The organism is Pseudomonas sp. NPDC089406 (assembly GCF_044900265.1).
In the GTDB taxonomy this organism is placed as follows: Bacteria; Pseudomonadota; Gammaproteobacteria; order Pseudomonadales; family Pseudomonadaceae; genus Aquipseudomonas; species Aquipseudomonas fakonensis.
This window is the reverse complement of sequence record NZ_JBJDNC010000003.1, coordinates 141727-162288: the sequence shown is the minus strand read 5'-3', so window position 1 is coordinate 162288 and position 20562 is coordinate 141727. Positions and strand designations below refer to the sequence as shown.

Genomic DNA, 20562 nt, shown 5'->3' with positions numbered 1-20562 from the left:
CCGCTCGGCGCTTTATTTTCGGGGGCGACGCAACGCCTCGTTGAGCTGATCGAAAGGCACCGCCCAGTCGGCGTCCTCGATGATGCTGTCCTTGAGAAAGGCGCGCTGCGAGTCGCTCCAGAACGGCGCATCCACCAGCTTGATCTCGTTCTTCAGCGGTGAGTGGCTGGCGATGAACTGGTCGATGCTGACCGCATCGTCCGGCAGGCCCAGTTGCTTGAACAGTTCGGCGAAGGGATGAATCGGCGCTTCCATGGTTCCTCCTGAATGCCGGGCAGGCCGTCCACGACGCCGACCCGGCGTTGGTTGCGAGCATCAGCGGTGATCGTGGTCACCTGCCTCGATGTAGGCTTTGTACGAAAAGTAGCCGAGCGGCGATCAGGCAAGGCGAAAACAGGCGAGGAAGCGGAGTTTGCTGGTTGCAAATGAGCATTCCGAGCCTGTTTTCAACGCAGCATGATCGTCGCGCAGGCACTTTTCGTACAAAGCCTAGACCGCGCCCTGGCGAGTAAGACTCCAGCCGGGCCCCCTGAAGTTTAGGTTGTGGTGCGCAGAAAGCATCGCGGGGCAAGCCCGCTCCCACGGCCTGCCATAAGACAGCGTGGGAGCGGGCTTGCCCCGCGATGGGTTTTGAACCTGGAATCAGAGCGGCGCGCGGCGCAGGGTGGCGAGGAAGGTCGCCGCGCCGATGAACAGCCCGGCGAAGGTGCGGTTCAGGCGCTTCTGCTGCTTGGGTGTGCGCAGCAGGCGCAGCACCTTGGAGGCAAGCCCGGTGTAACCGGCCATCACCAGCATGTCGACGCTGATCATGGTCACGGTGATCGCCACGTACTGCGCCAGCAGCGGCTGGTGCGGGTTGATGAACTGCGGCAGCACCGCGAGCATGAACACCAGCGCCTTGGGGTTGCTGACGTTGACCAGAAAGCCGCGGAACACCAGGCTCAATGGTTTGCCGATCGGCCGCACCGCCGACTCCTCACTCATGTCCATGGGCAGCGCACGCCACTGGCGGTAGGCGAGGTACACGAGGTAGGCAACACCGAACCACTTGATGACCTGGAAGGCGGTGGCCGAGGCTGCGAGGATGGCGCCAACGCCGGCGGCGATGATGGCGATCTGCACGATCAGGCCCAGTTGCAGGCCCAGGGCGTTCCAGTAACCACGCCAAAAACCGTATTGCAAACCGCTGGACATCGAGGCAATGGCCCCCGCGCCCGGCGACAGGCTGATCACCCAGCACGCGGCAAAGAAGGCCAACCAGGTTTCCATCGACATCACACACCTCGCTCGAACAAATGTTGCAAAACGTTAAGCTAAGGTTTTGGCGAAAAAATAACCAGCGGTATTTTGCGCGCTGCAAAACGATCGCGGGGCAAGCCCGCTCCCACATCATCGTGGGAGCGGGCTTGCCCCGCGATTGCAACTGCCGCAGCGGTCAGTCGTGCGCCACCGGCTCCTGCAACGCAACACTGGCCTCAGCCCCACGCCAACGCCGCACCGCCTTCTGGAAGAACTGGCTGTTCGGCACCTGCACCAACGCCCCACCAGCCTCCGGCGTTTCCATCAGCGTGGTGTACAGCAGGTTGATGGCGATCACCCGGCCCTTCACCCCCGGCTTGTCGAGGGTGTCGACCAGCTCCACCACATCGCCGATGCGAAACGGCCCGACGGTGAAGATCAGCACCGCGCACAGAAGGTTGGAGAGCACGCTCCAGATGGCGAAGAACGCAACCGCCGCTACGGCAACGAAGCCCGACAGCGCGGTCCACAGCACCGTGGCTGATACCCCGAGGCGCTCCAGCACGAACAGTAGTGCACTGCCCATGATCAACCAGCGCAAAGCACCGCGCACCGGTACCAGCAACTCGTGGGGCAGCGGGTAGCGCTCGCCCAGGCTTTTCAGGCCGCGGCCGACCATGCGCTGCAGCACGAAGGCGATCATCAGGATGAGTACGATCTGCAAGCCCAGCCAGAAGGTGTCCATCCATTGCCCCGGCAGCAGCGAGCGCAGCTCTTCCATCAGGACAGCGCCTCAAGCTCGGCCTGCATGCTTTCGAGGGTTTCCAGGGCTTCCATCCAGGCCTCTTCCAGCTCGCCTTCGCGCTGTTTGAGCTTGGTCTGGCGGGCCAGCAGGTCGCGCAGCTCGTCCTTGCGCGCCGCCTCGTAGACGCCACTGTCACCCAGCGCCGCTTCGACCTCGGCCAGCTCTTTGTGCAACTGGTTCAGCTCGGCCTCAAGCTTGTCGGCAGCCTTCTTGTGCGGGGCCAGTTGCTGGCGCAGCGCGGCGGCAGCCTGGCGCTGGGCCTTCTTGTCGGTCTTGTCCGGGTTGACCGGCGCGTTGCTGGCCGGGGCGCTGCGCTGGCGGTACTCGACCAGCCAGCGGCTGTAGTCGTCGAGGTCGCCATCGAAAACATCGACCTTGCCGTCGGCCACCAGCAGGAACTCGTCAGTGGTGCTCTTGAGCAGGTGACGGTCGTGGGACACCACCACCACGGCACCGGCGAACTCCTGCAGTGCCATGGTCAGGGCCAGGCGCATCTCGAGGTCGAGGTGGTTGGTCGGTTCGTCCAGCAGCAGCAGGTTCGGCCGTTCCCAGGCAATCAGTGCCAGGGCCAGGCGGGCCTTTTCGCCACCGGAGAAATTCACCACCGGCTCGTCGACACGGTCACCGTGGAAGTCGAAGCCGCCGAGGAAGTCGCGCAGCGTCTGCTCGCGCTCGGTAGGGGCGATGCGTTGCAGGTGCAAGAGCGGGCTGGCCTTGTCGTCCAGCGAGTCGAGCTGGTGCTGGGCGAAGTAGCCCACGGCCAGGTTCTCGCCACGCACCAGGCGGCCGGACAGCGGCTCCAACTCACCGGCCAGGTTCTTGATCAGGGTCGACTTGCCGGCGCCGTTGGGGCCCAGCAAACCGATGCGCGCACCGGGCACCAGCTGCAGCTTGACCTTGTCGAGGATGGCCTTGTCGCCGTAGCCCAGGCGGCCTTCGGACAGGCTCAGCAGCGGGCTGGAGATTTTCTGCGATTCACGGAAGACGAAGTCGAACGGCGAATCCACGTGCGCCGCCGACAGCTCTTCCATGCGCTCCAGGGCCTTGATCCGGCTCTGCGCCTGGCGTGCCTTGGTGGCCTGGGCCTTGAAGCGGGCGATGTACTTTTCCATGTGGGCGCGCTGCGCCTGCTGCTTCTCGTAGGCCTGCTGCTGCTGCGCCAGGCGCTCGGCGCGGGTGCGCTCGAAGGCCGTGTAGCCACCCTTGTAGAGGTTGAGCTTGCGTTGCTCGACATGCAGCACATGGTCGACCACCGCGTCGAGGAAGTCGCGGTCGTGGGAGATCAGCAGCAGCGTGCCTGGGTAGCCCTTGAGCCAGTCTTCCAGCCACAGGATGGCGTCGAGGTCCAGGTGGTTGGTGGGCTCGTCGAGCAGCAGCAGGTCGGACGGGCACATCAGCGCCTGAGCCAGGTTCAGGCGCATCCGCCAGCCACCGGAGAAGTCGCCGACGCGGCGGTCCATCTGCTCGTTGCTGAAACCAAGGCCAGCCAGCAGCTTGCGTGCGCGGGCATCGGCGGTATAGCCGTCGGCGCTGTCCAGCTCGCTGTGCAGGCGCGCCAGGGCGGTGCCGTCGTGGGCCTGCTCGGCGGCGGCAAGCTCGGCCTGCACCTTGCGCAGGCGGGCATCGCCATCGAGCACGTAGTCCACGGCGATGCGCTCGAGGGTATCGACCTCCTGGCGCATGTGGGCGATGCGCCAGTCACCGGGCAGCAGGCAGTCGCCGCCATCGGGTGACAGCTCGCCGCGCAGCAGCGCGAACAGGCTGGATTTGCCGGCGCCGTTGGCGCCGATCAGGCCGGCCTTGTGACCGGTGTGCAGGGTCATCTCGGCGCCTTCTAGCAGGCGCTGCGGACCACGCTGTAAAGTGAGGTTGGATAGTCTGATCATGATGGTCGCGGAGTCTACCAGCTTCCCCGATCACTGGCGCGAGCGAAACCATGCACACCGACCTGTGGAACCATGCCCTGGCCCTGTACGCGCGGCCAGGTGTAGAAGCCGCCTGCCTGGCCCTGCAGGGTACAGGCGGCGATGTTTGCCTGTTGCTCTGCGGCACCTGGCTGCAAACCCGCGGAGTAGCCCCGCAAGGGCAGCGCATAGCCGCCCTGCGCGAGCTTGCCGAGCCCTGGCAGCGGGACGTGATAACGCCGCTGCGTGCACTGCGCCGGCAGTGGCGCGAGCACGCCTTGGCCGACCCGCAACTGGCGGTGCTGCGTGAACAGGTGAAAGGCTTGGAGTTACAGGCTGAGCGCACCTTGCTGGAGCGCCTGGAAACACTGGCGAGTGCGTGGCCCGCCGGGGCGGGCGACGACGAAGACTGGCTGGCCCGGCTGGCGCCGGACCGGGCCCAGGCACACGACGCGCTGGATCATCTGCGCGCCGCGGCCCGACAGCTTCAGGAGGCCGAAGACGGCGCCTGAGCCGAGGTGGTGCTGGCAGGTGCTGCCGGGGTAGCCGGGCTGGCAGCCGGTGCTGCTGCGGCGCTGGTGGCCGGTGCGGCGGGCTTGCTGGCGGCAGGCTTGGCGGCCGCGGGTTTGGCAGCAGGTTTTGCTGCTGGCTTGGCCGCTGCGGGTTTAGCCGCGACTGGCTTTGCCGCTGCTGGCTTGGCGGCTGGCTTGGCAACTGCCGGTTTGGCTGGGGCTTTGGCCGCTACCGGTTTGGCGGCGGGCTTGGCTGCGGCGGGTTTTGCTGCAGCGGTAGCTGCGGGCTTGGCGGCCGGTTTCGCGGCGGGCTTGGCCGGGGCTTTGGCAGCAACAGGTTTAGCAGCAGGCTTGGCCGGAGCCTTGGCGGCAACAGGTTTGGCTGCAGGCTTGGCCGGGGCCTTGGCGGCAGCGGTTTTTGCAGCAGGCTTGGCTGGCGCTTTAGTTGCTACCGGTTTGGCTGCTGGCTTGGCGGCAGGTTTGGCAGCGGCGGTCTTGGCCGGGGCTTTGGCAGCAGCGGGTTTCGCAGCGGGCTTGGCGGCCGCAGGCTTGGCGGCGGCTTTGGCAGCAGGTCTGGCGGGGACTTTGGCGGCTGGCTTGGCGGCGGCTTTCGGGGCAGCGGCGCGGGTGTCCAGTGCCTTGGCGGCGGCTTCACGCACCTTGCCAACACCCTGGGCCAGTTTCAGGCTTTCCTGGGCGTCGCGCTTGAGTTGCTGAATATAGGTGCGGGTTTGCGTCTGGCGCTCTTTGAGCGAATCGAGCAAGGACTCAAGTTCGCCTGCGGCTTTTTGCGCCTTGCCCTGGGCCTTGGCTTTGCCGGCCTTGGCGGCGTCTTGCAACTTCAGGCGGGCGTTGTGCAGTTTTTCCTGCGCCTTGCCACGTTGTTTTTCCAACTTGGCCAACAGTTTCTCGGCATCCGCCAGCGCTTGAGAGCAGGCATCTTCCAAATGTTCGAGCAGGCTGCCCGAAAGTTGCTGGAGCAGGTGCAACGGCGTACTTACTGGCTTCTTTTTGGCCGACATGGTTTACCTCCTGGCTGACGAGAGTGCGGCTCATACTATGCTTCTGCTGCTACCGCCGCTAGGGCATGTTGACAGTATCAGTAGCGCCGCGTTGCATGCCTGGGCAAAGTTGTTGTCTTGCAGCAGAAAACAAGTGTAGTTGCCGATTAATGTATTGCTGATATTTACGCATCAGCCGCCAACAACGCTGGCATACTTCGCCCTCATTGCCGCAGGAGTCGAGCATGCCCCGTTACCTGATTCTCGGCCTGTGCCTGGTGGCGCCACTGTCACTGGCCGCAGCGCAAAACGCCCCCGCCAACAGCGACGATTTGGCCTACAGCATCGGTTCCAGCCTGGGTGATCGGCTGCGCCAGGAAGTGCCCGGCCTGCAACTGGAGCAACTGGTCGAAGGCTTGCGCCAGGCTTACCAGGGCCAGCCGCCGCGCATCGAAAAGTCACGCATGCAGGCCATCTTGCAACAGCACGATGAACAGGCAAGCAGCGCTGCCGAGCAGGCCGAAGTGGACAAGCTGACAGCCGCCGAAAAACGCTTCATGGCCACCGAACGCGCCCGCGCCGGCGTGCACGAACTGCCCGAAGGCATCCTCTACAGCGAGCTGGCCGGCGGCACCGGCGCCCAGCCAAAAACCAGCGGCAGCGTGCAGGTGCGTTATGTGGGGAGGCTGCCGGACGGCACGGTGTTCGACCAGAACCAGCAACCGCAATGGTTCAAGCTGGACTCGGTGATCGAGGGCTGGCGAGTGGCGTTGCCGAACATGAAGGCGGGGGCGAAATGGCGCCTGGTGATCCCTTCGGCGCAGGCTTATGGCGCGGAAGGCGCGGGCGACCTGATCGCGCCCTACACCCCCCTGGTATTCGAAATCGAGCTGCTGGCGGTGGCCGACTGAATCAGGCCGGCACCGCGCCCTCTTCCTTGTGCGCGTTGTGCAGCACCTCGATCAGGCAGTCTTCCAGCTCGAAGCGCTCGTGCAGCAAGCCGCCGAGCTTGCCGAGCTTATCGGCGAAGCGCTCGGTGTCGGTGCACTCGCCTTTCTCGCAGTGGTCGTTGAACGCCAGCGCAATCTGGGTGATGTCGTTGATCCGCGGGTTGATTTCTTCGGCCAGTTTCAGGGCTTTCTCGTCACCGAAAGCCTTGGCCTCGGTCACCAGTTGCTCACTGACCTCGAAGTGCCAGGCCGATACGTAATCGACCAGCACCGCGCAGAAATCGCGGTTCTTGTCCTTGTCGGCGAACGCCGGCTTGGCATCGCGCAGCGCGCGGAAGGCTTGCACCAGCTCCTCGCGCTCCTCCAGCCAACGGTCGATCAGCTTGTGAACACCGCCCCAGCGTTCCTGGGCGTTCTGGCAACTATCGAGCATGGCGATCTCTTCCCTTCTGGATAGATGCCGCTGCACTTCGTGGCACAAGCCGTGGCACAAAAGTGACGTCAGCAGGACGGCATCGAACAGGTGTGTTTTCGGTATGCGTGCTGGGAGATTATTCCCGAGCGTCCTGCCCATCAAGGTACGCAGCGTACTAAGTTCATACAAGCGTTTAATCCCTTTCCTACAAACCGCTGGTCGTGCAATGCCTTGCGCATTGCCCTGGGTCAAACGGCGGCCAGTTGGCGGAAACGATACGCCAGCAGCGCCGTCAAGGGTGGCAGGGCCAGAAGCACGAAAGCCAGCAGGCTCCATTCGGGCAAGGTCAGGTCGAGAAAGCTCCAGCTGATCGACACGCAGTCGGCGCTGCCCCACAGCAAACCGATCAGCACATCGGCCAACGGCTGCTCCAGCAGTGGCAGCGGGCAGCCTGGCGGCGGCAGCGGCCCGCCCTGCAGCCACACATGCCGTGCGGCCAGCAGCGCCCCCGCCGATGCGCATGCCAGCGCCAGCCACAGGTAGCCACGCCGACCACGCTCACCCGGCCGTTGCAGCAATGCCAGCAGGCACACCAGCGCGTAAAGGCCGAGCATCAGCCGTTGGCTCAGACACAAGGCGCACGGCTGCAAGCCCACCACAGGCTCCAGGCCGAACGATGCAACCAGCACGGCCAATGAGGCCAGCAGGGCGGGGAAGAAAAAGCTGCGCAGGCGGGCCGGCGACATGGGGTGTCCGCAAGTAAGGAAAAGGTTCTGAACGGTAGAGGAAACGCGCGCTTTGTATCAAGGCGCTACAGGGCGGATTCGTCGCTGTTCAGCAGCGAATCGAAGCTAATCGAGGTGGGAATATTCTGATGGCGGCGAAGGACGTTTCAGCATCCGCCAGGGAGGCCGCTGGCCCGCGCTTCGCCGCGGGCCAGCGCAGGCTCAAGCGCGCACACCTTCCGGCAGCGGCAAGGCCAGCAGGCGCTCGTCGAGCAGCCCCAGGCCTTCCTGGAACAGCTGGTTGCTGCGCTCGGTTTCGCCCATGCTGGCCAGCAGGCGAGCCAGTTCGGCGCAAGCCTCGGGGTTGCGTTCCATGCGCAGGCTGCTTTCGAAGTAGTCGCGGGCCTTGCCCCACAGGCGATTCTGCAGGCTCAGGCGGCCCAGGGTGAGCAGCAGGCTCGGGTCCTGCGGGTGGTCTTTGAGCCAACCTTCGGCAGTTTGCAGCTGACGCGCCGGGTCGTCACCGCGCACCAGGCCGTACAGCCGGGCCAGGTGGCTTTCGTAGCCACGCTTGAGCGCGGTGCGCAGTGCCTGTTCAGCCTCACCCTGGGCGCCCACCTGGCGCAGCTGCTCGGCATAGGCCAGCACCAGTTGCGGCTCCTGGCGCTGGGCTGCGGTGAGCTGTTGCCAGGCACGTTCCAGCGCCTGGCGGGCGGCCTGCTGGTCTTCACCACGGGTAGCTGCAAGGCCGAGGTTCTGGCCCCAGGCACGCTGCTCGAGGGCAGCAAGCTCGTTGCCCGGCAGCACCTTGTGCTTGCGCAGGTCGGGCAGCAGGCGGATCAGCGCCGGCCAATCGCCGCGGTCCATGTGCAGGCGCTGCAACAGGCGCAGTACCTGGGCGTTGTTCGGGTGGCGCTCCTGCATGGCCTGCAGGGCCTCGAGTGCACCTTCGGTTTCGCCGCGGTCCATCTGCAACTGCGCATGGGTCAGGGCCACCGCCAGCTCGGCCTGGGGCTGGCGCTCCAGGGCGCGCTCCAGCAGGTTGTCGCGGTCTTCCACACGGCCCAGTTCGTTGGCCGCGCGGGCGGCGCCGAGGTAGTACAGCAGCGGCTGGCGGTCAGACTCGGCAGCCCGCTGCAGGTGGCGCTGGGCGCTGGCCCAGCGGCCTTCGGCGAGGTCCAACTGGCCCTGCTCGACGGCAATGCGCGTGCGCCGGCTGCGGTTGCGCCGCGACCAGGGGTTGACCACGCCGCTGGAGGTCAACACCAGGCCCAGTACATAACGCAGCAGCAACAGCAGCAGCACTAAACCGACCAGCGCCCCCAACGCCGCCCACAGCCCCGACTGGTAGCGGAAGCTGCCGTAGGCAACCAGCACGTAGCCGCTGTGCTTGGCGATGGCGATGCCCAGTGCCGCGGCGATCACGATCGCCAGCACCGCCAGCAGGTAGACGCGCTTCATGGCTTGGCCCCCTCGGCTTCGGCCGGCAGGTGGCGGCGCTGGATATACGCCTGCACCGCGGCCAGGCTCTCGCTGAGGTCAGGGGTGACCACCGACACCGGCTGCGCGGCCAATTCGTTGAGGCTGGCGAGCATCGCCTTGCTTTGCGGGTTGTCGGCGTTGAAGTTGGCCAGCAACACGCTACGGGCATCGTCCAGGGCCTGGTTGTAGACCTTGGCCTCACCGTTGAGCGCGGCCCACTGGGCCTGCTCGATGGTCAGGCTCAGGGCCAGGCGCAGCTGATTGAGCGACTGCCCCGAAAGCAACGGGCGCACGTTGTCGTCGGCGTTGAATTCGATCTGGAAGTACTTGGAGATCTCGGCCCACCATTGCGACCAGCGGCTGGCGCCGTCGCCATCCGCGGTCAGCGCGCCCAGGGCGTCGGCGTTGCTGTCGAACTCCGGCGACTGGGCGCTGAGCTGCTGCACCAGCTCACGCTGGGCGGCGAGCTTGAGGAAAAGGCCGGTACGGTCAGGCTGCTGGGTGCTGGCAAGGGTGGCCATGCTGCGCGCCAATTGCTCGCGGGCGGCAAAGGCGCCTGGGTCGCTCTGCTCGCGCAGGATCTCGTCGGCGCCTTCGACCAGGGCCTTGGCGCTGGCGATGTCCTGCAGCGCCGACAGGCGCAGGGTGGCCAGGCGCAGCAGGTGTTCGGCCTCGGCCAGGCGCCACTCCTTGCGGCTTTCGCCGAGCACGGTCTCGAGGCGCTGGCTGAGGCGCTGCTGATCGCCCTGCAACTGCGCCACCAGGCGCCGGCGGTCTTCCAGCTCGCTGGCCGGCGGCAGGCTGGCCAGTTGCGTGGTGAGCTGCTGCTCGCGCTGCTGCAGGGCATCGGCGCGCTGGTTGAGGGCTTGCAGGTGCTCGCCTTGGCCCTGCTCGCTGCCCTGCAACTGGCGTACTTGCCAGACGCCCCAGCCACCCACCGCGACGCCGGCGGCGCCGACCAGCAGGGCCAGCAGCGCCAGGCCCGTGCCGGAACGGCGGGCAGGGGTGGCGGTGGAGGGTTCCGGCGCCTCGGGCGCCGCGGGCTGTTCGGTGTGGGGCAAGACAGTTTCGCTCACGTATCCATCCTTTGCATGGTGGCCCATCGCGCTAGGGCGTGGTGCCTTGGGGGGCAGGCGCAGCGGTTCGCTGCACGGCTGCCAGCAAGGCCGCGGCACTGGCGCCACGGCAATCCACAATCTGGCGGGCGCCCAGCGCGCGGGCCTGTTCGGCAACCCGCGGGCTGGGCACGAACAGCGTCAGGCGTGAAAGCCGCGGCCAGTCCGTACCCGCAATTTGCTGCAAGTGTGCAAGACCTTGCCCACTGCTGACCACCAGGCCGTTGAGGCGTTCCCCATCGACCCGGCGCGCCAGGGTGCCCGCCGGGTACTCCGGCAGGCAGCGACGATACAGTTCCAGATATTCGACACTAGCACCTTGCTCTGCAAGACGCTCGGCCAGCAGTTCGCGACCTCCCTCGCCACGGGCGATCAGCACCCGTGGTGCCACGCCGGCCAAAGCCTCGCGCAGGGCCGGCAGGCCGAGCAGTGCTTCGCTGTCATCGCCCGAGGCCGGGAAGCTCACCGCCAGACCGCGCGCCTGCAAGATGCTGGCAGTCGCCTCACCGACGCTGAACCAGCCCGAAGGCGGGGCTTGGATACCGGCCTGGTCGAGCTCTTTCAGCAACAAACGCGCCGCCGGCTTGCTGACCACGATGATGGCCTGGGCCTGAGCGACCTGCGCCACCTGCTGCTGCGTCGGGCCCGGCTGCAGAGGCTCGATGGCCAGCAACGGCAGGCTCGCGCTGGCGATGCCGGCCTCGGCCAAGGTCTGCGCCAGTGCCGCACAGTCCTCTTCAGGGCGGGTCAGCAGCAGGCGCCAGGGGCTCACGGGTGGCCGGCCTCGCCATAGACTTCCTTCAGGATCGCCTCGGCGCCCTGGGCCAGCAGCGCCTCGGCCACCTGCACGCCGAGGGCCTCGGCGTCACCGCGCAAAGCACGCGCATCGGCCACCAGCAGGGTGCCGCCGGAAGGCTGGCCGACCAGGCCGCGCAGCCACAGCTGCTGCCCTTCGAGCACCGCGTAGCAGGCAATCGGCACCTGGCAGCCGCCGTTCAGGCGTTTGTTCAGGGCGCGCTCGGCGACAACGCGGTCGGCGGTATCGGCATGGTGCAGCGGCGCCAGCAACGCGTGGATTTCGCTGTCGGCGCTGCGGCATTCGATGCCCACCGCGCCCTGCCCGCCCGCCGGCAGGCTGTCGTCGACGCTGATGCTCGAGGTGATGCGGTTTTCGAAGCCCAGGCGAATCAGGCCGGCGGCGGCAAGGATGATGGCGTCGTACTCACCGGCATCGAGCTTGGCCAGGCGGGTGTTGACGTTGCCGCGCAGGAACTGGATTTTCAGGTCCGGGCGGCGCGCCAGCAATTGTGCCTGGCGGCGCAGGCTGGAGGTACCGACCACGCTGCCGGCCGGCAGCGCTTCAAGGCTTTCAAAGGTGTTGGAAACGAAGGCGTCGCGCGGGTCTTCGCGCTCGCAGATGCAATACAGGCCCAGGCCTTCGGGGAAGTCCATGGGCACGTCTTTCATCGAGTGCACGGCAATGTCGGCTTCGTTGTCGAGCAGGGCGGTTTCCAGCTCTTTGACGAACAACCCCTTGCCACCGATCTTCGCCAGCGGGGCGTCGAGCAGCTTGTCGCCGCGGCTGACCATGGGCACAAGCGTTACCAAAAGGCCTGGGTGGGCCTGCTCCAGGCGGGCTTTGACATACTCGGCCTGCCACAGGGCCAAGGCACTTTTACGGGTGGCAATGCGGATTTCGCGAGTGGACATGAAACGCCCCGAGGCAGAGAAATGCTGTCGATCATAACAGCATCGCCGGGCAGGCAAGCAGATGTGGGTCAATCGCGGGGCAAGCCCGCTGCCACGGGTGCCCCGGTAAACCGAATGTTCTCAGAGCGTCTGCATCATCTTGCGCACACCGGCCACGTGGCGGCGGCTGACGGTCAGGGCATCGCCATCCAACCCTTTCAGATATAGCTGGAAGTGCCCAAGTGGAGTGCGCTGCAGGCGCTCGATGCGTTCGCGGGCGACCAGGGCGTTGCGGTGGATGCGCACGAAGCGCTCGCCGAACTCGTCTTCCAGCGCCTTGAGCGGCTCGTCCAGCAGCACCTCGCCGGCCTCGTGGCGCAGGGTCACGTACTTGTGGTCGGCGATGAAGTAGATCACCTGCGGCAGGGGGATCAGCTCGATGCCCTTGCGGGTACGGGCGCTGATATGGCTGCGCGGGCCACCGCCAGTGTCGCCGGCCGGCCGGGTCAAGGCCGCCAGCTGGGTGCGGTTGGGTTTTTCGGCGCGGCGCAGGGCATCGCGCAGGGCCTGGGGCTGGATGGGCTTGTCGACATGGCTCAGGGTGCTGTCGCGAAAGGCCTGGCTGCCGTATTCATCATCACCGGTGCAAAACACCACCGCCGGTGGCGCCTCGCGCTCGCACAACCGGGCAGCGACCTGCAGGCCATCGAGCCCCGGCATGCCGATGTCCAGCAGCACCACGTCGGGCTTGAGGCTTTCGATCAGCGCCAGGGCTTCTTCGCCGTTGGTGGCGCTGGGCTCCATCACGGTGTAGCCCTCCAGCTCGCCGAGCATCCGGCTCAGGCGTTCGCGGGCTTGGGGTTCGTCATCAACGATCAGGACATTCATAATTGCGCTGGATTCCTGAGTGAGTCTCGCACGGGTATAGCGTAGACAGGTGTGGTGTGACCGTAACGCGGTCACGCTACAGACCGATGCGAAGGCCAAAGATTCACTGGCCTGGCAGATTCACCGCCAGTCCTTTGTCCAACTGTAGACGGTCCGTGGAACACTGCCGTTCAATCGTTGAATAAGCCTTGCGCCCTTGTTACCGCACGATTCTGGCGACCGGCGCCCTGCGGCGGCGGGCCCAACCCTGCTATGATCGGCGCCACTTTTATCCGTTCACGACTTCCATGAGTGAATCCATGAGCACCGACAAGACCAATCAGTCCTGGGGCGGCCGCTTCAGTGAGCCCGTCGACGCCTTCGTCGCCCGCTTCACCGCCTCGGTCGACTTCGACAAGCGCCTGTACCGCCACGACATCATGGGTTCGATCGCCCACGCCACCATGCTGGCGCAGGTCGGCGTACTCAGCGACGCCGAGCGCGACACCATCATCGATGGCCTGAACACCATCCAGGGCGAAATCGAGGCCGGCACCTTCGACTGGCGCGTCGACCTCGAAGACGTGCACATGAACATCGAGGCGCGCCTCACCGACCGCATCGGCATCACCGGCAAGAAGCTGCACACCGGCCGCAGCCGCAACGACCAGGTGGCCACCGACATCCGCCTGTGGCTGCGCGACGAAATCGACCTGATTCTGGCCGAAATCACCCGCCTGCAGCAGGGCCTGCTGGAGCAGGCCGAGCGTGAAGCCGACACCATCATGCCCGGCTTCACCCACCTGCAGACCGCCCAGCCGGTCACCTTCGGCCACCACCTGCTGGCCTGGTTCGAAATGCTCAGCCGCGACTACGAGCGCCTGGTCGACTGCCGCAAGCGTGCCAACCGCATGCCCCTGGGCAGCGCCGCGCTGGCCGGCACCACCTACCCGATCGACCGCGAGCTCACCTGCAAGCTGCTGGGCTTCGAGGCCGTGGGCGGCAACTCGCTGGACGGCGTTTCGGACCGTGACTTCGCCATCGAATTCTGCGCCGCCGCCAGCATCGCCATGATGCACCTGTCGCGCTTCTCCGAAGAGCTGGTGCTGTGGACCAGCGCGCAGTTCCAGTTCATCGACCTGCCAGACCGCTTCTGCACCGGCAGCTCGATCATGCCGCAGAAGAAGAACCCGGACGTACCGGAGCTGGTGCGCGGCAAGAGCGGCCGCGTGTTCGGCGCCCTGACCGGCCTGCTGACCCTGATGAAAGGCCAGCCGCTGGCCTACAACAAGGACAACCAGGAAGACAAGGAGCCGCTGTTCGACGCCGCCGACACCCTGCGCGACTCGCTGCGCGCCTTTGCCGACATGATCCCGGCGATCAAGCCCAAGCACGCCATCATGCGCGAAGCGGCCCTGCGCGGCTTCTCCACCGCCACCGACCTTGCCGACTACCTGGTGCGCCGTGGCCTGCCGTTCCGTGACTGCCACGAGATCGTCGGCCACGCCGTGAAGTACGGCGTCGACACCGGCAAGGACCTGGCCGAGATGAGCCTGGACGAACTGCGCCAGTTCAGCGACCAGATCGAGCAGGACGTGTTTGCCGTGCTGACCCTGGAAGGCTCGGTGAATGCCCGTAACCACATCGGTGGTACTGCACCTGCGCAGGTGCGGGCTGCCGCGGTTCGCGGCAAGGCGCTGCTGGCTTCGCGCTAAGCCGTATAGGGGCTGCTTTGCAGCCCATCGCCGGCAAGCCGGCTCCTACAGTGCGTGGGAGAGGGCTTGCCCCGCGATGGTTTTCGGCCTCAGCGCTTGCCGCTCTTGATCATGTCCATGAACGCCGGCATCGCCGCGTCCTTGTCTGCCACGATCCGCGCCATGTGCGGGTTCTCACCCAGCTTCTTGAGCAACTCGGCCGCCTGCGGGAAGTCCGCCAGGAAGTCGATGTTCAGCACCTTCTTGCCCACCAGACAGGCCAGGTCCACCGAGAAACCGAACATCAGGTCGGCGATGGTCATCTGCTCACCCGCCACATAGGGTGCGAACTTACCGTTGCGCTTGAGGGTGGCAAAACCCGCCAGCAGGTCAGCCCGGGCACGCTCCTTGATCAGCGGCTCGACCGCAGCACCAAAGAATGCCTCGGCATAGCAGGTACGTGCCGGCAACTCGATGTAAAGCTCGATCTCCTTGAGCAGCTCACGCACCTTGGCCTGGCGGAAAGGGTCCGCTGGCAGCAGCGCCTTGCCCGGCTGGGTCTGTTCGATGTAGTCGAGGATCACCCCGGTCTCGCTGAGAAAACCGTGCTCGGTCTCCAGCACCGGCACCTTGCCCCTGGGGCTGACCGCCAGCGCCTGGGCAGATGCGCCACCGAAGAACAGCACCTCCTCGAACGGCAGGCCTTTTTCCAGCAGGGCCAGCTTGACCATGTTGTAGTAGTTGCTGACCGCAAATCCATGAAGCTTGAGCATTGAACAGCCTCCAGGCCGTGTGGGGATGGCCCGGCTTTTATAGCCCCCTTCCCTACCCTTGGCCAGCGTCATGCCCGGCGTCGATGACCGGGCATTGCCGCCACGGGCATGGCACACTGTGCGCCTCACCACAGGAGTAGCGCGATGAGCGAGCCCACCGATATCGAAAATGACGACGAAGATTTCGCCGAGGCCACCCTCACCCAGGCCATCGAAAACCAGATCGAGAGCGGCGAGCCGCCAGCGGCCAAGGCCACGCTGAACAAGCTGACCCTGGTCGGCTACGAGCGCGAGGACATCCTCAACCTCATGGCCCACGTGCTGGCCATCGAGATCGACGCCATGCTGGACGAGGACCGCGCGTTCGACACCGAATGGTACGAAACCGCCCTGCGCGCCCTGCCGGAGCTGCCACCTGAGGCGGATCAAGGCGATATCGAATAAGCGTGACTACACTCCTGACTTCCATCCTTGTCTGGAAGTCAGGAGTCGTACCATGTCCTTCACCCCCGAGCTGATCGCCGAACTGGAAGTCCTTGCCCTGTTCAACCTGGACAGCAGCCAGGAAGGCATCAAGATTCACGCCAACGCCTCCCCCGCGCTGGTCGCCGCGGCCAAGCGCCTGCACGACAAGCAACTGACCAACCAACCCGATGGCGGCTACCTGACCAGCCTGGGTCATGACGCGGTTGAAAGCGTGCAACTGCTGTTGAACGTCCTCAAGTCGCCACAGCCTGCCTGAAATCACCTTGTGGGCGACGGGCGTTGACTAAATGACGCCAAAAAACCACTACCCACTTATCCGACCTGCGCACTCAGGCTAAACTCGCGGTTGCTTACCGGCCTGCCTGAGTGCCCCATGAACCACCCCCACGAAATCCGCCCCGATATCGACCAGGGTATCGACCGCAAGGAGCTGTCGCGCCTGCGCACGCGCTTTCTCAAGCTCAACCAGGGGCGGCTGGCGCGGGCGATGGAGGGGCTGTCCAGCCGCCAGCAACAGGTACTGACGCTGTTGCCGCTGCTGTTTCACGTCAACCACCCGCTGCTGCCAGGCTATGTGTCCGGCAGCACGCCGGCCGGTGTGTCGGGCTTCGAACCGGGCGCCGACCTGCTGGCCGAAGCCCAGCGCCTGGCCCGCTCGTTCACCCACAAACCGCGCCTGGGCAACCTGCCGCAGCCGATCCACGGCCTGTTCCTGATGGGCAGCCTGGGCACCCTGGCCCAGGCCGAACAAAGCGACATGGACCTGTGGGTATGCCACGCGCCAGACCTCGGCGAGCAGGCGCTGGCAGAGCTGCGGCGCAAATGCCAGCTGCTGGAAACCTGGGCGGCCAGCCTGGGCGCCGAGGCGCACTTCTTCCTGATCGAACCGCAAGGCTTCGTGCAGGGCGAACGCGACAGCCAGCTCAGCTCCGACGACTGCGGCACCACCCAGCACTACCTGCTGCTGGACGAGTTCTACCGCACCGCACTGTGGCTGGCCGGGCGCACGCCGCTATGGTGGCTGGTGCCGGTGTACCAGGAGCACAACTACCGCGCCTACACCCAGACCCTGCTGTCCAAGCGCTTCATCCGTGCACGCGACGACCTTGACCTCGGCCACCTGGCGCACATACCGCCGGGGGAATACGTCGGCGCCGGGCTGTGGCAGCTGTTCAAGGGCCTCGACTCGCCCTACAAGTCGCTGCTCAAGCTGCTGCTGACCGAGGTCTACGCCAGCGAGCACCCCGACGTGCGCTGCCTGAGCCTGGCCTACAAGCAGGCGGTGTTCGCCAACCGCCTGGACCTGGACGAGCTGGACCCCTACGTGATGGTCTACCGGCGCATCGAGCAGTACCTGCAACAGCGCGGCGAGCACGCCCGCCTGGAGCTGGTGCGGCGCAGCCTGTACCTGAAGGTGAACAAGAAGCTCAGCGGCCTGGGCCGGGCCCGCAGCGATGGCTGGCAGCGCCGCCTGCTGGCGCGCCTGGCCGCAGAATGGGGCTGGGACGAGCGCCAACTGACCTTGCTGGACAGCCGCAGCCAGTGGAAGGTGCGCCAGGTGGCGGTCGAGCGCCGCGAGCTGGTGGCCGAGCTGAACCACAGCTACCGCTTCCTCACCCAGTTCGCCAAGCGCCAGAACGCCGACAGCCGCGCCGACCAGCGCGACCTCAATGTACTGGGCCGGCGCCTGTACGCGGCCTTCGAGCGCCGCGCCGGCAAGATCGAAGTGATCAACCCCGGCATCGCCCCGGACATGGCCGAAGACATCCTGACCCTGGTGCAGTCGCCCAACCGCAAGGAGCCCGGCACCTTCCTCTGGGGCTTGTACAACGGCAGCCTGGGGGTGCACGAGTGGGAACACTTCAGCCCGCTCAAGCGCTGCCGCGAGCTGATCGAACTGCTGACCTGGGCCCATCGCAACGGCGTCATCGACAGCAGCACGCGCATCGCCCTGCACCCGGGCGCCAGCGACCTCAGCGACTTCGAGCTGTTCAACCTGCTCGGCAGCTTGCAGCAGGCCATCCCGCTGCCGCTGGAACCGGTCAGCGAGGTACGCCTGCTGCAACCGAGCGTGGCCGACGAAATCCTGCTGCTGGTGAACGTGGCGGTGGACCCGCTGCGCCACCACCGCGACCTGAACATCCTGATGACCACCGAGCGCACCGATTCGCTGAGCTACGCCGGGGTGCGCGAAAACCTGGTACTGACCCTCGACCAGGTCACCCTCAACAGCTGGAACGAAGTGCTGGTGCAGCGCTACGACGGCGAGCATGCGCTGGTACGTTGCCTGCGCGACTTCCTCAACAGCCTGGGCCAGCGCAGCCACCGCCCACGGGTACGGGTGCGCTGCTACTGCCACAACCGCGCCCAGGCCATCGGCCAACGGGTCGAGGAAATCTTCGACACGGCGCAACTGCTGCTCGACCAGGGCCTGAGCCACCGCTACCTGCTGCAGGTGGCCCAGCACACCCACGTGCTCGAACTGCTGGCCGGGCAGGTGACGCTGGCCACCCACGACAACCACGACGCCGTGCTGGCAGCCCTGGGCGAGGAGCGCAACAGCTACAGCCCGCTGCATTTGGACGGCAACGCCCTGCAGGACCACGACCTGCCGCTGGTACTGGAGCAGGGCCAGCCCGGTTGCATCCAGGTGTTCTACCGCCTGCTTGATGGCTGGGCCGACCTGTATGTGCTCGACGAGCACAACGCGCTGTGGCAACAGCGCCTGCCGATGCAGGACGAGCAGCACCTGCTGCTGCCGTTGCAGCGCTTTCTGCAGTCGACGGTGATGCGCCGCGATGCCCATCTGCCGCTGGACAGCCTGCCGCAGGCGGCGTTGGAAATCGTCTACCAGCAGTTGCTGCCCAGCGGGATCGGCAAGGCGCGCAGCCTTGAGCCGCGCCCGGTGCCACAGGAGAGTCCGAGCCAGCCTTATTACGAAGTGCAGGCGATTGTGCAAAGCGGTGCCGGTGGCACGGTGCACGTCACGCTGTACTGCGACCAGCAGGAGTACTCGGAGCTGGAGCATGGCGACCAGCTGTACACCGTGGTCGCCCGGCAAATCCTGCGCCAGCGGCGCAGCGCCGGCAATTACCGCTGCTACATCACCGACGTCGACCTGTCCGAGCTGCTGGGCGACGAGCCTGGTTCAACCAGCCTGTGCCTGCGCTACAAGCGTGAGCTGGAACAGGCGTTGAATGATGGGCTGGAGCAGGAGCTTCAAGCCCCGACGCGATCCCTGTAGGCGCCGGCTTGCCGGCGATAGGGCCCGTTCTGGCAACATTTGATGCCGCCTGTGCTGGCCTCATCGCCGGCAAGCCGGCCCCCTACAGGGGGGCGAATGGCCCGGTGGGGTCAGAGGTCGAAGTCGCCAGCGGCTTCAGGCTGGTACTCGACCGCCAGCAGTTCGAGCTTGAGAGTCTTGCCACCTGGCGCCGGCCAGTCGATCTGGTCACCTACCGACAGCCCCAGCAGCGCGCAGCCGATCGGTGCAAGGATCGACACATTGCCCTCGGGGCCGGCGTCCTTCGGGTACACCAGGGTCAGGTGGTAATCCTTGCCGCTGGCGATCTCGCGGCAGTGCACCCGCGAATTCATGGTCACCACACCTGCCGGCACCTCTTCATGCCCGACCACCTGCTCGGCGCGGTCCAGCTCGTCCTGCAGGGCGAGCACACCTGGGGTGCTTTCATCGAGGCTGTCGAGCAGGCGCTCGAGACGCTGGACATCCAGGCGGGTGAGGATGAGGGAAGGCTTGGTGCTCATGATCCGGTCAGACTCCTTGAACGGGGCGGTTTTCCTGGGGCAGATAAAGCAAAACCCCGCCCAAGGGCGGGGTTTGCGAATGCTGGTGCGCCATCGACGCAGAACCTGACACTACCACAGCGCAGTAAATACTCAAGCCCACAGCCTGGCTACGCCTGCGCCCGCGCTTTCAAGGCCAGGGCCTCGCGGCAGATCTGCCGCCGCCGTTCGTCATCGGCTGCCCGCCACTCGCGGATATGCTCGACATGGCGGTGGCAGCCGGTGCACACCTTGTGCTCATCCAGCCGACATACGCTGATACAAGGTGATGGCACCGCCGGGCTGACGTTGCTGTACAGCGGCTTCGGTGGCCGGGGGGCGGTGGTCATCTCAGATCTCGTCGAAGTCCAGCTTTTCGCCGGCACGTTCCCAGACGATGCGCTCGAGCATCTCGCCCAGCAGCTCTTCGCTCTTCTCACACACCCACTTGCCGCTTTCTTCGTCGTAGTCGAAGTGGAAACCACCGGAACGGTCGGCCAGCCACAGCTGACGCAGCGGCTCCTGGCGGCTGAAGATCAGTTGGGCGCCGCCTTCGAACTTGACGGTCAGCACCCCGGCGGAGTTCTCCATGTCCAGGTCCATGCCGCTCTCGTCGAACAGGTCTTCCAGCGCCTGTTGGGTCGCATCGACCAGGTCATGGAAACGCGCTTCGCTCAAACTCATTGCTAGGACCTCGAAAAATGGCTGCACACACGCAAGCCGGGCACGATAAGGCGGGTTGCTGTCGAATGCAAAGACTAGCGCCAATCGCCCAACTGCTGTAGGAGCCGGCTTGCCGGCGATGAGGCCGGCACTGCCAACACAGCCCCCGCCAAGCGGCCCGGCCCTCGCATAGGCAATATGCCGGGCGCTCGGTATACTCGGCCGCAATACTGCATATTTCCAAGGATTTCACTTCATGAAACGCCTGACTTCCTCCCTCGCCGCCCTGATCGCGGTTGCCTGCCTCGTTTCGGCCTGCGGCCAGAAAGGCCCGCTCTACCTGCCCGAAGACGGCAAGGACGGCAAAGCCCCGAAAAGCGCCCACCAGCACCAGCACGCGCACCCGGCCGAGCAGCAGGACGACGCGGAACAAGCGCAGCCCGAGGAATAAGGAAGTCC

At 65.8% G+C, this 20562-nt stretch carries 23 protein-coding genes; 7 read left to right on the top strand and 16 right to left on the bottom strand.

From position 1 onward, the window contains the following. Positions 1 to 12 precede the first annotated feature (12 nt). The 4 genes from ACI2KK_RS03335 to ACI2KK_RS03320 all read right to left on the bottom strand — a co-directional run bounded on the left by ACI2KK_RS03335 (position 13) and on the right by ACI2KK_RS03320 (position 3930). Positions 13 to 255 carry a DUF2789 domain-containing protein gene (locus ACI2KK_RS03335; RefSeq protein WP_217840886.1) on the bottom strand — a complete coding sequence of 81 codons (243 nt, stop codon included), beginning with the start codon at positions 253 to 255 and terminating at the stop codon, positions 13 to 15. Between the two features lie 387 nt (positions 256 to 642). Then, positions 643 to 1275 carry a LysE family transporter gene (locus tag ACI2KK_RS03330; RefSeq protein ID WP_217840887.1) on the bottom strand — a complete coding sequence of 211 codons (633 nt, stop codon included), beginning with the start codon at positions 1273 to 1275 and terminating at the stop codon, positions 643 to 645. Between the two features lie 160 nt (positions 1276 to 1435). Beyond that, positions 1436 to 2020: a mechanosensitive ion channel family protein gene (locus ACI2KK_RS03325; protein WP_217840888.1), complete on the bottom strand. Its 585-nt coding sequence runs from the start codon at positions 2018 to 2020 to the stop codon at positions 1436 to 1438. Beyond that, on the bottom strand, positions 2020 to 3930 hold the full coding sequence (locus ACI2KK_RS03320) for an ATP-binding cassette domain-containing protein (RefSeq protein ID WP_404667860.1): 1911 nt from the start codon (positions 3928 to 3930) through the stop codon (positions 2020 to 2022). The genes ACI2KK_RS03325 and ACI2KK_RS03320 overlap by 1 nt, the downstream gene beginning before the upstream one ends. A 50-nt stretch (positions 3931 to 3980) precedes the next feature. On the opposite strand from ACI2KK_RS03320, the gene ACI2KK_RS03315 reads away from it, so the two are divergent. Next, positions 3981 to 4460: a TIGR02444 family protein gene (locus ACI2KK_RS03315; protein WP_404667859.1), complete on the top strand. Its 480-nt coding sequence runs from the start codon at positions 3981 to 3983 to the stop codon at positions 4458 to 4460. Here ACI2KK_RS03315 and ACI2KK_RS03310 read toward each other — a convergent pair. Beyond that, positions 4436 to 5482 (bottom strand): AlgP family protein, encoded by a 1047-nt coding sequence (locus ACI2KK_RS03310; RefSeq protein ID WP_404667858.1) that lies wholly within the window; start codon positions 5480 to 5482, stop codon positions 4436 to 4438. The two genes, ACI2KK_RS03315 and ACI2KK_RS03310, sit on opposite strands and share 25 nt — an antisense overlap. Before the next feature lie 224 nt (positions 5483 to 5706). Here ACI2KK_RS03310 and ACI2KK_RS03305 point away from each other — a divergent pair, with 224 nt between their 5' ends. Then, positions 5707 to 6372, top strand: coding sequence for an FKBP-type peptidyl-prolyl cis-trans isomerase (locus ACI2KK_RS03305; protein WP_404667857.1), 666 nt, complete (start codon positions 5707 to 5709; stop codon positions 6370 to 6372). 1 nt (position 6373) lies between these two features. Here the strand turns inward: ACI2KK_RS03305 and rsd are convergent, their stop codons facing one another. From rsd to ACI2KK_RS03270, 7 genes are all read right to left on the bottom strand, one after another. Beyond that, complete coding sequence (rsd, locus tag ACI2KK_RS03300) at positions 6374 to 6844, bottom strand: sigma D regulator (protein WP_404667856.1); 471 nt, start codon at positions 6842 to 6844, stop codon at positions 6374 to 6376. A gap of 230 nt (positions 6845 to 7074) precedes the next feature. Further along, positions 7075 to 7572, bottom strand: a complete 498-nt coding sequence (locus ACI2KK_RS03295; RefSeq protein ID WP_404667855.1) for a disulfide bond formation protein B — start codon at positions 7570 to 7572, stop codon at positions 7075 to 7077. A 201-nt stretch (positions 7573 to 7773) separates the two neighbouring features. Next, the gene (locus ACI2KK_RS03290; protein WP_404667854.1) at positions 7774 to 9012 is read right to left on the bottom strand and encodes a heme biosynthesis HemY N-terminal domain-containing protein; all 1239 of its coding nucleotides are present in this window, start codon (positions 9010 to 9012) and stop codon (positions 7774 to 7776) included. Continuing rightward, positions 9009 to 10109, bottom strand: a complete 1101-nt coding sequence (locus ACI2KK_RS03285) for a uroporphyrinogen-III C-methyltransferase (RefSeq protein WP_217887076.1) — start codon at positions 10107 to 10109, stop codon at positions 9009 to 9011. Before ACI2KK_RS03285 ends, ACI2KK_RS03290 begins: the two co-directional genes overlap by 4 nt. 31 nt (positions 10110 to 10140) lie before the next feature. Next, positions 10141 to 10920, bottom strand: coding sequence for a uroporphyrinogen-III synthase (locus tag ACI2KK_RS03280; RefSeq protein ID WP_404667853.1), 780 nt, complete (start codon positions 10918 to 10920; stop codon positions 10141 to 10143). Continuing rightward, on the bottom strand, positions 10917 to 11858 hold the full coding sequence (gene hemC, locus ACI2KK_RS03275) for a hydroxymethylbilane synthase (RefSeq protein ID WP_404667852.1): 942 nt from the start codon (positions 11856 to 11858) through the stop codon (positions 10917 to 10919). The genes ACI2KK_RS03280 and hemC overlap by 4 nt, the downstream gene beginning before the upstream one ends. Before the next feature lie 120 nt (positions 11859 to 11978). After that, the gene (locus ACI2KK_RS03270; protein ID WP_217887073.1) at positions 11979 to 12725 is read right to left on the bottom strand and encodes a LytTR family DNA-binding domain-containing protein; all 747 of its coding nucleotides are present in this window, start codon (positions 12723 to 12725) and stop codon (positions 11979 to 11981) included. A gap of 299 nt (positions 12726 to 13024) precedes the next feature. Here ACI2KK_RS03270 and argH point away from each other — a divergent pair, with 299 nt between their 5' ends. After that, positions 13025 to 14419, top strand: a complete 1395-nt coding sequence (gene argH, locus ACI2KK_RS03265; protein ID WP_404667851.1) for an argininosuccinate lyase — start codon at positions 13025 to 13027, stop codon at positions 14417 to 14419. Between the two features lie 89 nt (positions 14420 to 14508). Here the strand turns inward: argH and ACI2KK_RS03260 are convergent, their stop codons facing one another. Next, complete coding sequence (locus ACI2KK_RS03260) at positions 14509 to 15171, bottom strand: glutathione S-transferase (protein ID WP_404667850.1); 663 nt, start codon at positions 15169 to 15171, stop codon at positions 14509 to 14511. 144 nt (positions 15172 to 15315) lie between these two features. Between ACI2KK_RS03260 and ACI2KK_RS03255 the strand changes: the two genes are divergently transcribed. From ACI2KK_RS03255 to ACI2KK_RS03245, 3 genes are all read left to right on the top strand, one after another. Then, a complete protein-coding gene (locus tag ACI2KK_RS03255) occupies positions 15316 to 15615 on the top strand; it encodes a hypothetical protein (protein WP_404667849.1) in 300 nt (99 codons plus the stop codon). A 52-nt stretch (positions 15616 to 15667) separates the two neighbouring features. Continuing rightward, complete coding sequence (locus ACI2KK_RS03250) at positions 15668 to 15913, top strand: TIGR02647 family protein (protein ID WP_404667848.1); 246 nt, start codon at positions 15668 to 15670, stop codon at positions 15911 to 15913. A gap of 117 nt (positions 15914 to 16030) precedes the next feature. Then, entirely contained in the window at positions 16031 to 18901 is a 2871-nt protein-coding gene (locus ACI2KK_RS03245) for a class I adenylate cyclase (protein ID WP_404667847.1), read from the top strand. A 110-nt stretch (positions 18902 to 19011) separates the two neighbouring features. Here the strand turns inward: ACI2KK_RS03245 and rnk are convergent, their stop codons facing one another. From rnk to cyaY, 3 genes are all read right to left on the bottom strand, one after another. Further along, positions 19012 to 19422: a nucleoside diphosphate kinase regulator gene (gene rnk, locus ACI2KK_RS03240; RefSeq protein WP_011536336.1), complete on the bottom strand. Its 411-nt coding sequence runs from the start codon at positions 19420 to 19422 to the stop codon at positions 19012 to 19014. A 149-nt stretch (positions 19423 to 19571) separates the two neighbouring features. Next, positions 19572 to 19790: a DUF1289 domain-containing protein gene (locus tag ACI2KK_RS03235; protein WP_217840905.1), complete on the bottom strand. Its 219-nt coding sequence runs from the start codon at positions 19788 to 19790 to the stop codon at positions 19572 to 19574. Between the two features lies 1 nt (position 19791). Next, the gene (cyaY, locus tag ACI2KK_RS03230; RefSeq protein WP_016502185.1) at positions 19792 to 20124 is read right to left on the bottom strand and encodes an iron donor protein CyaY; all 333 of its coding nucleotides are present in this window, start codon (positions 20122 to 20124) and stop codon (positions 19792 to 19794) included. Between the two features lie 235 nt (positions 20125 to 20359). On the opposite strand from cyaY, the gene ACI2KK_RS03225 reads away from it, so the two are divergent. Then, positions 20360 to 20554 (top strand): lipoprotein, encoded by a 195-nt coding sequence (locus ACI2KK_RS03225; protein WP_217887067.1) that lies wholly within the window; start codon positions 20360 to 20362, stop codon positions 20552 to 20554. The last annotated feature ends 8 nt before the right edge of the window (positions 20555 to 20562 follow it).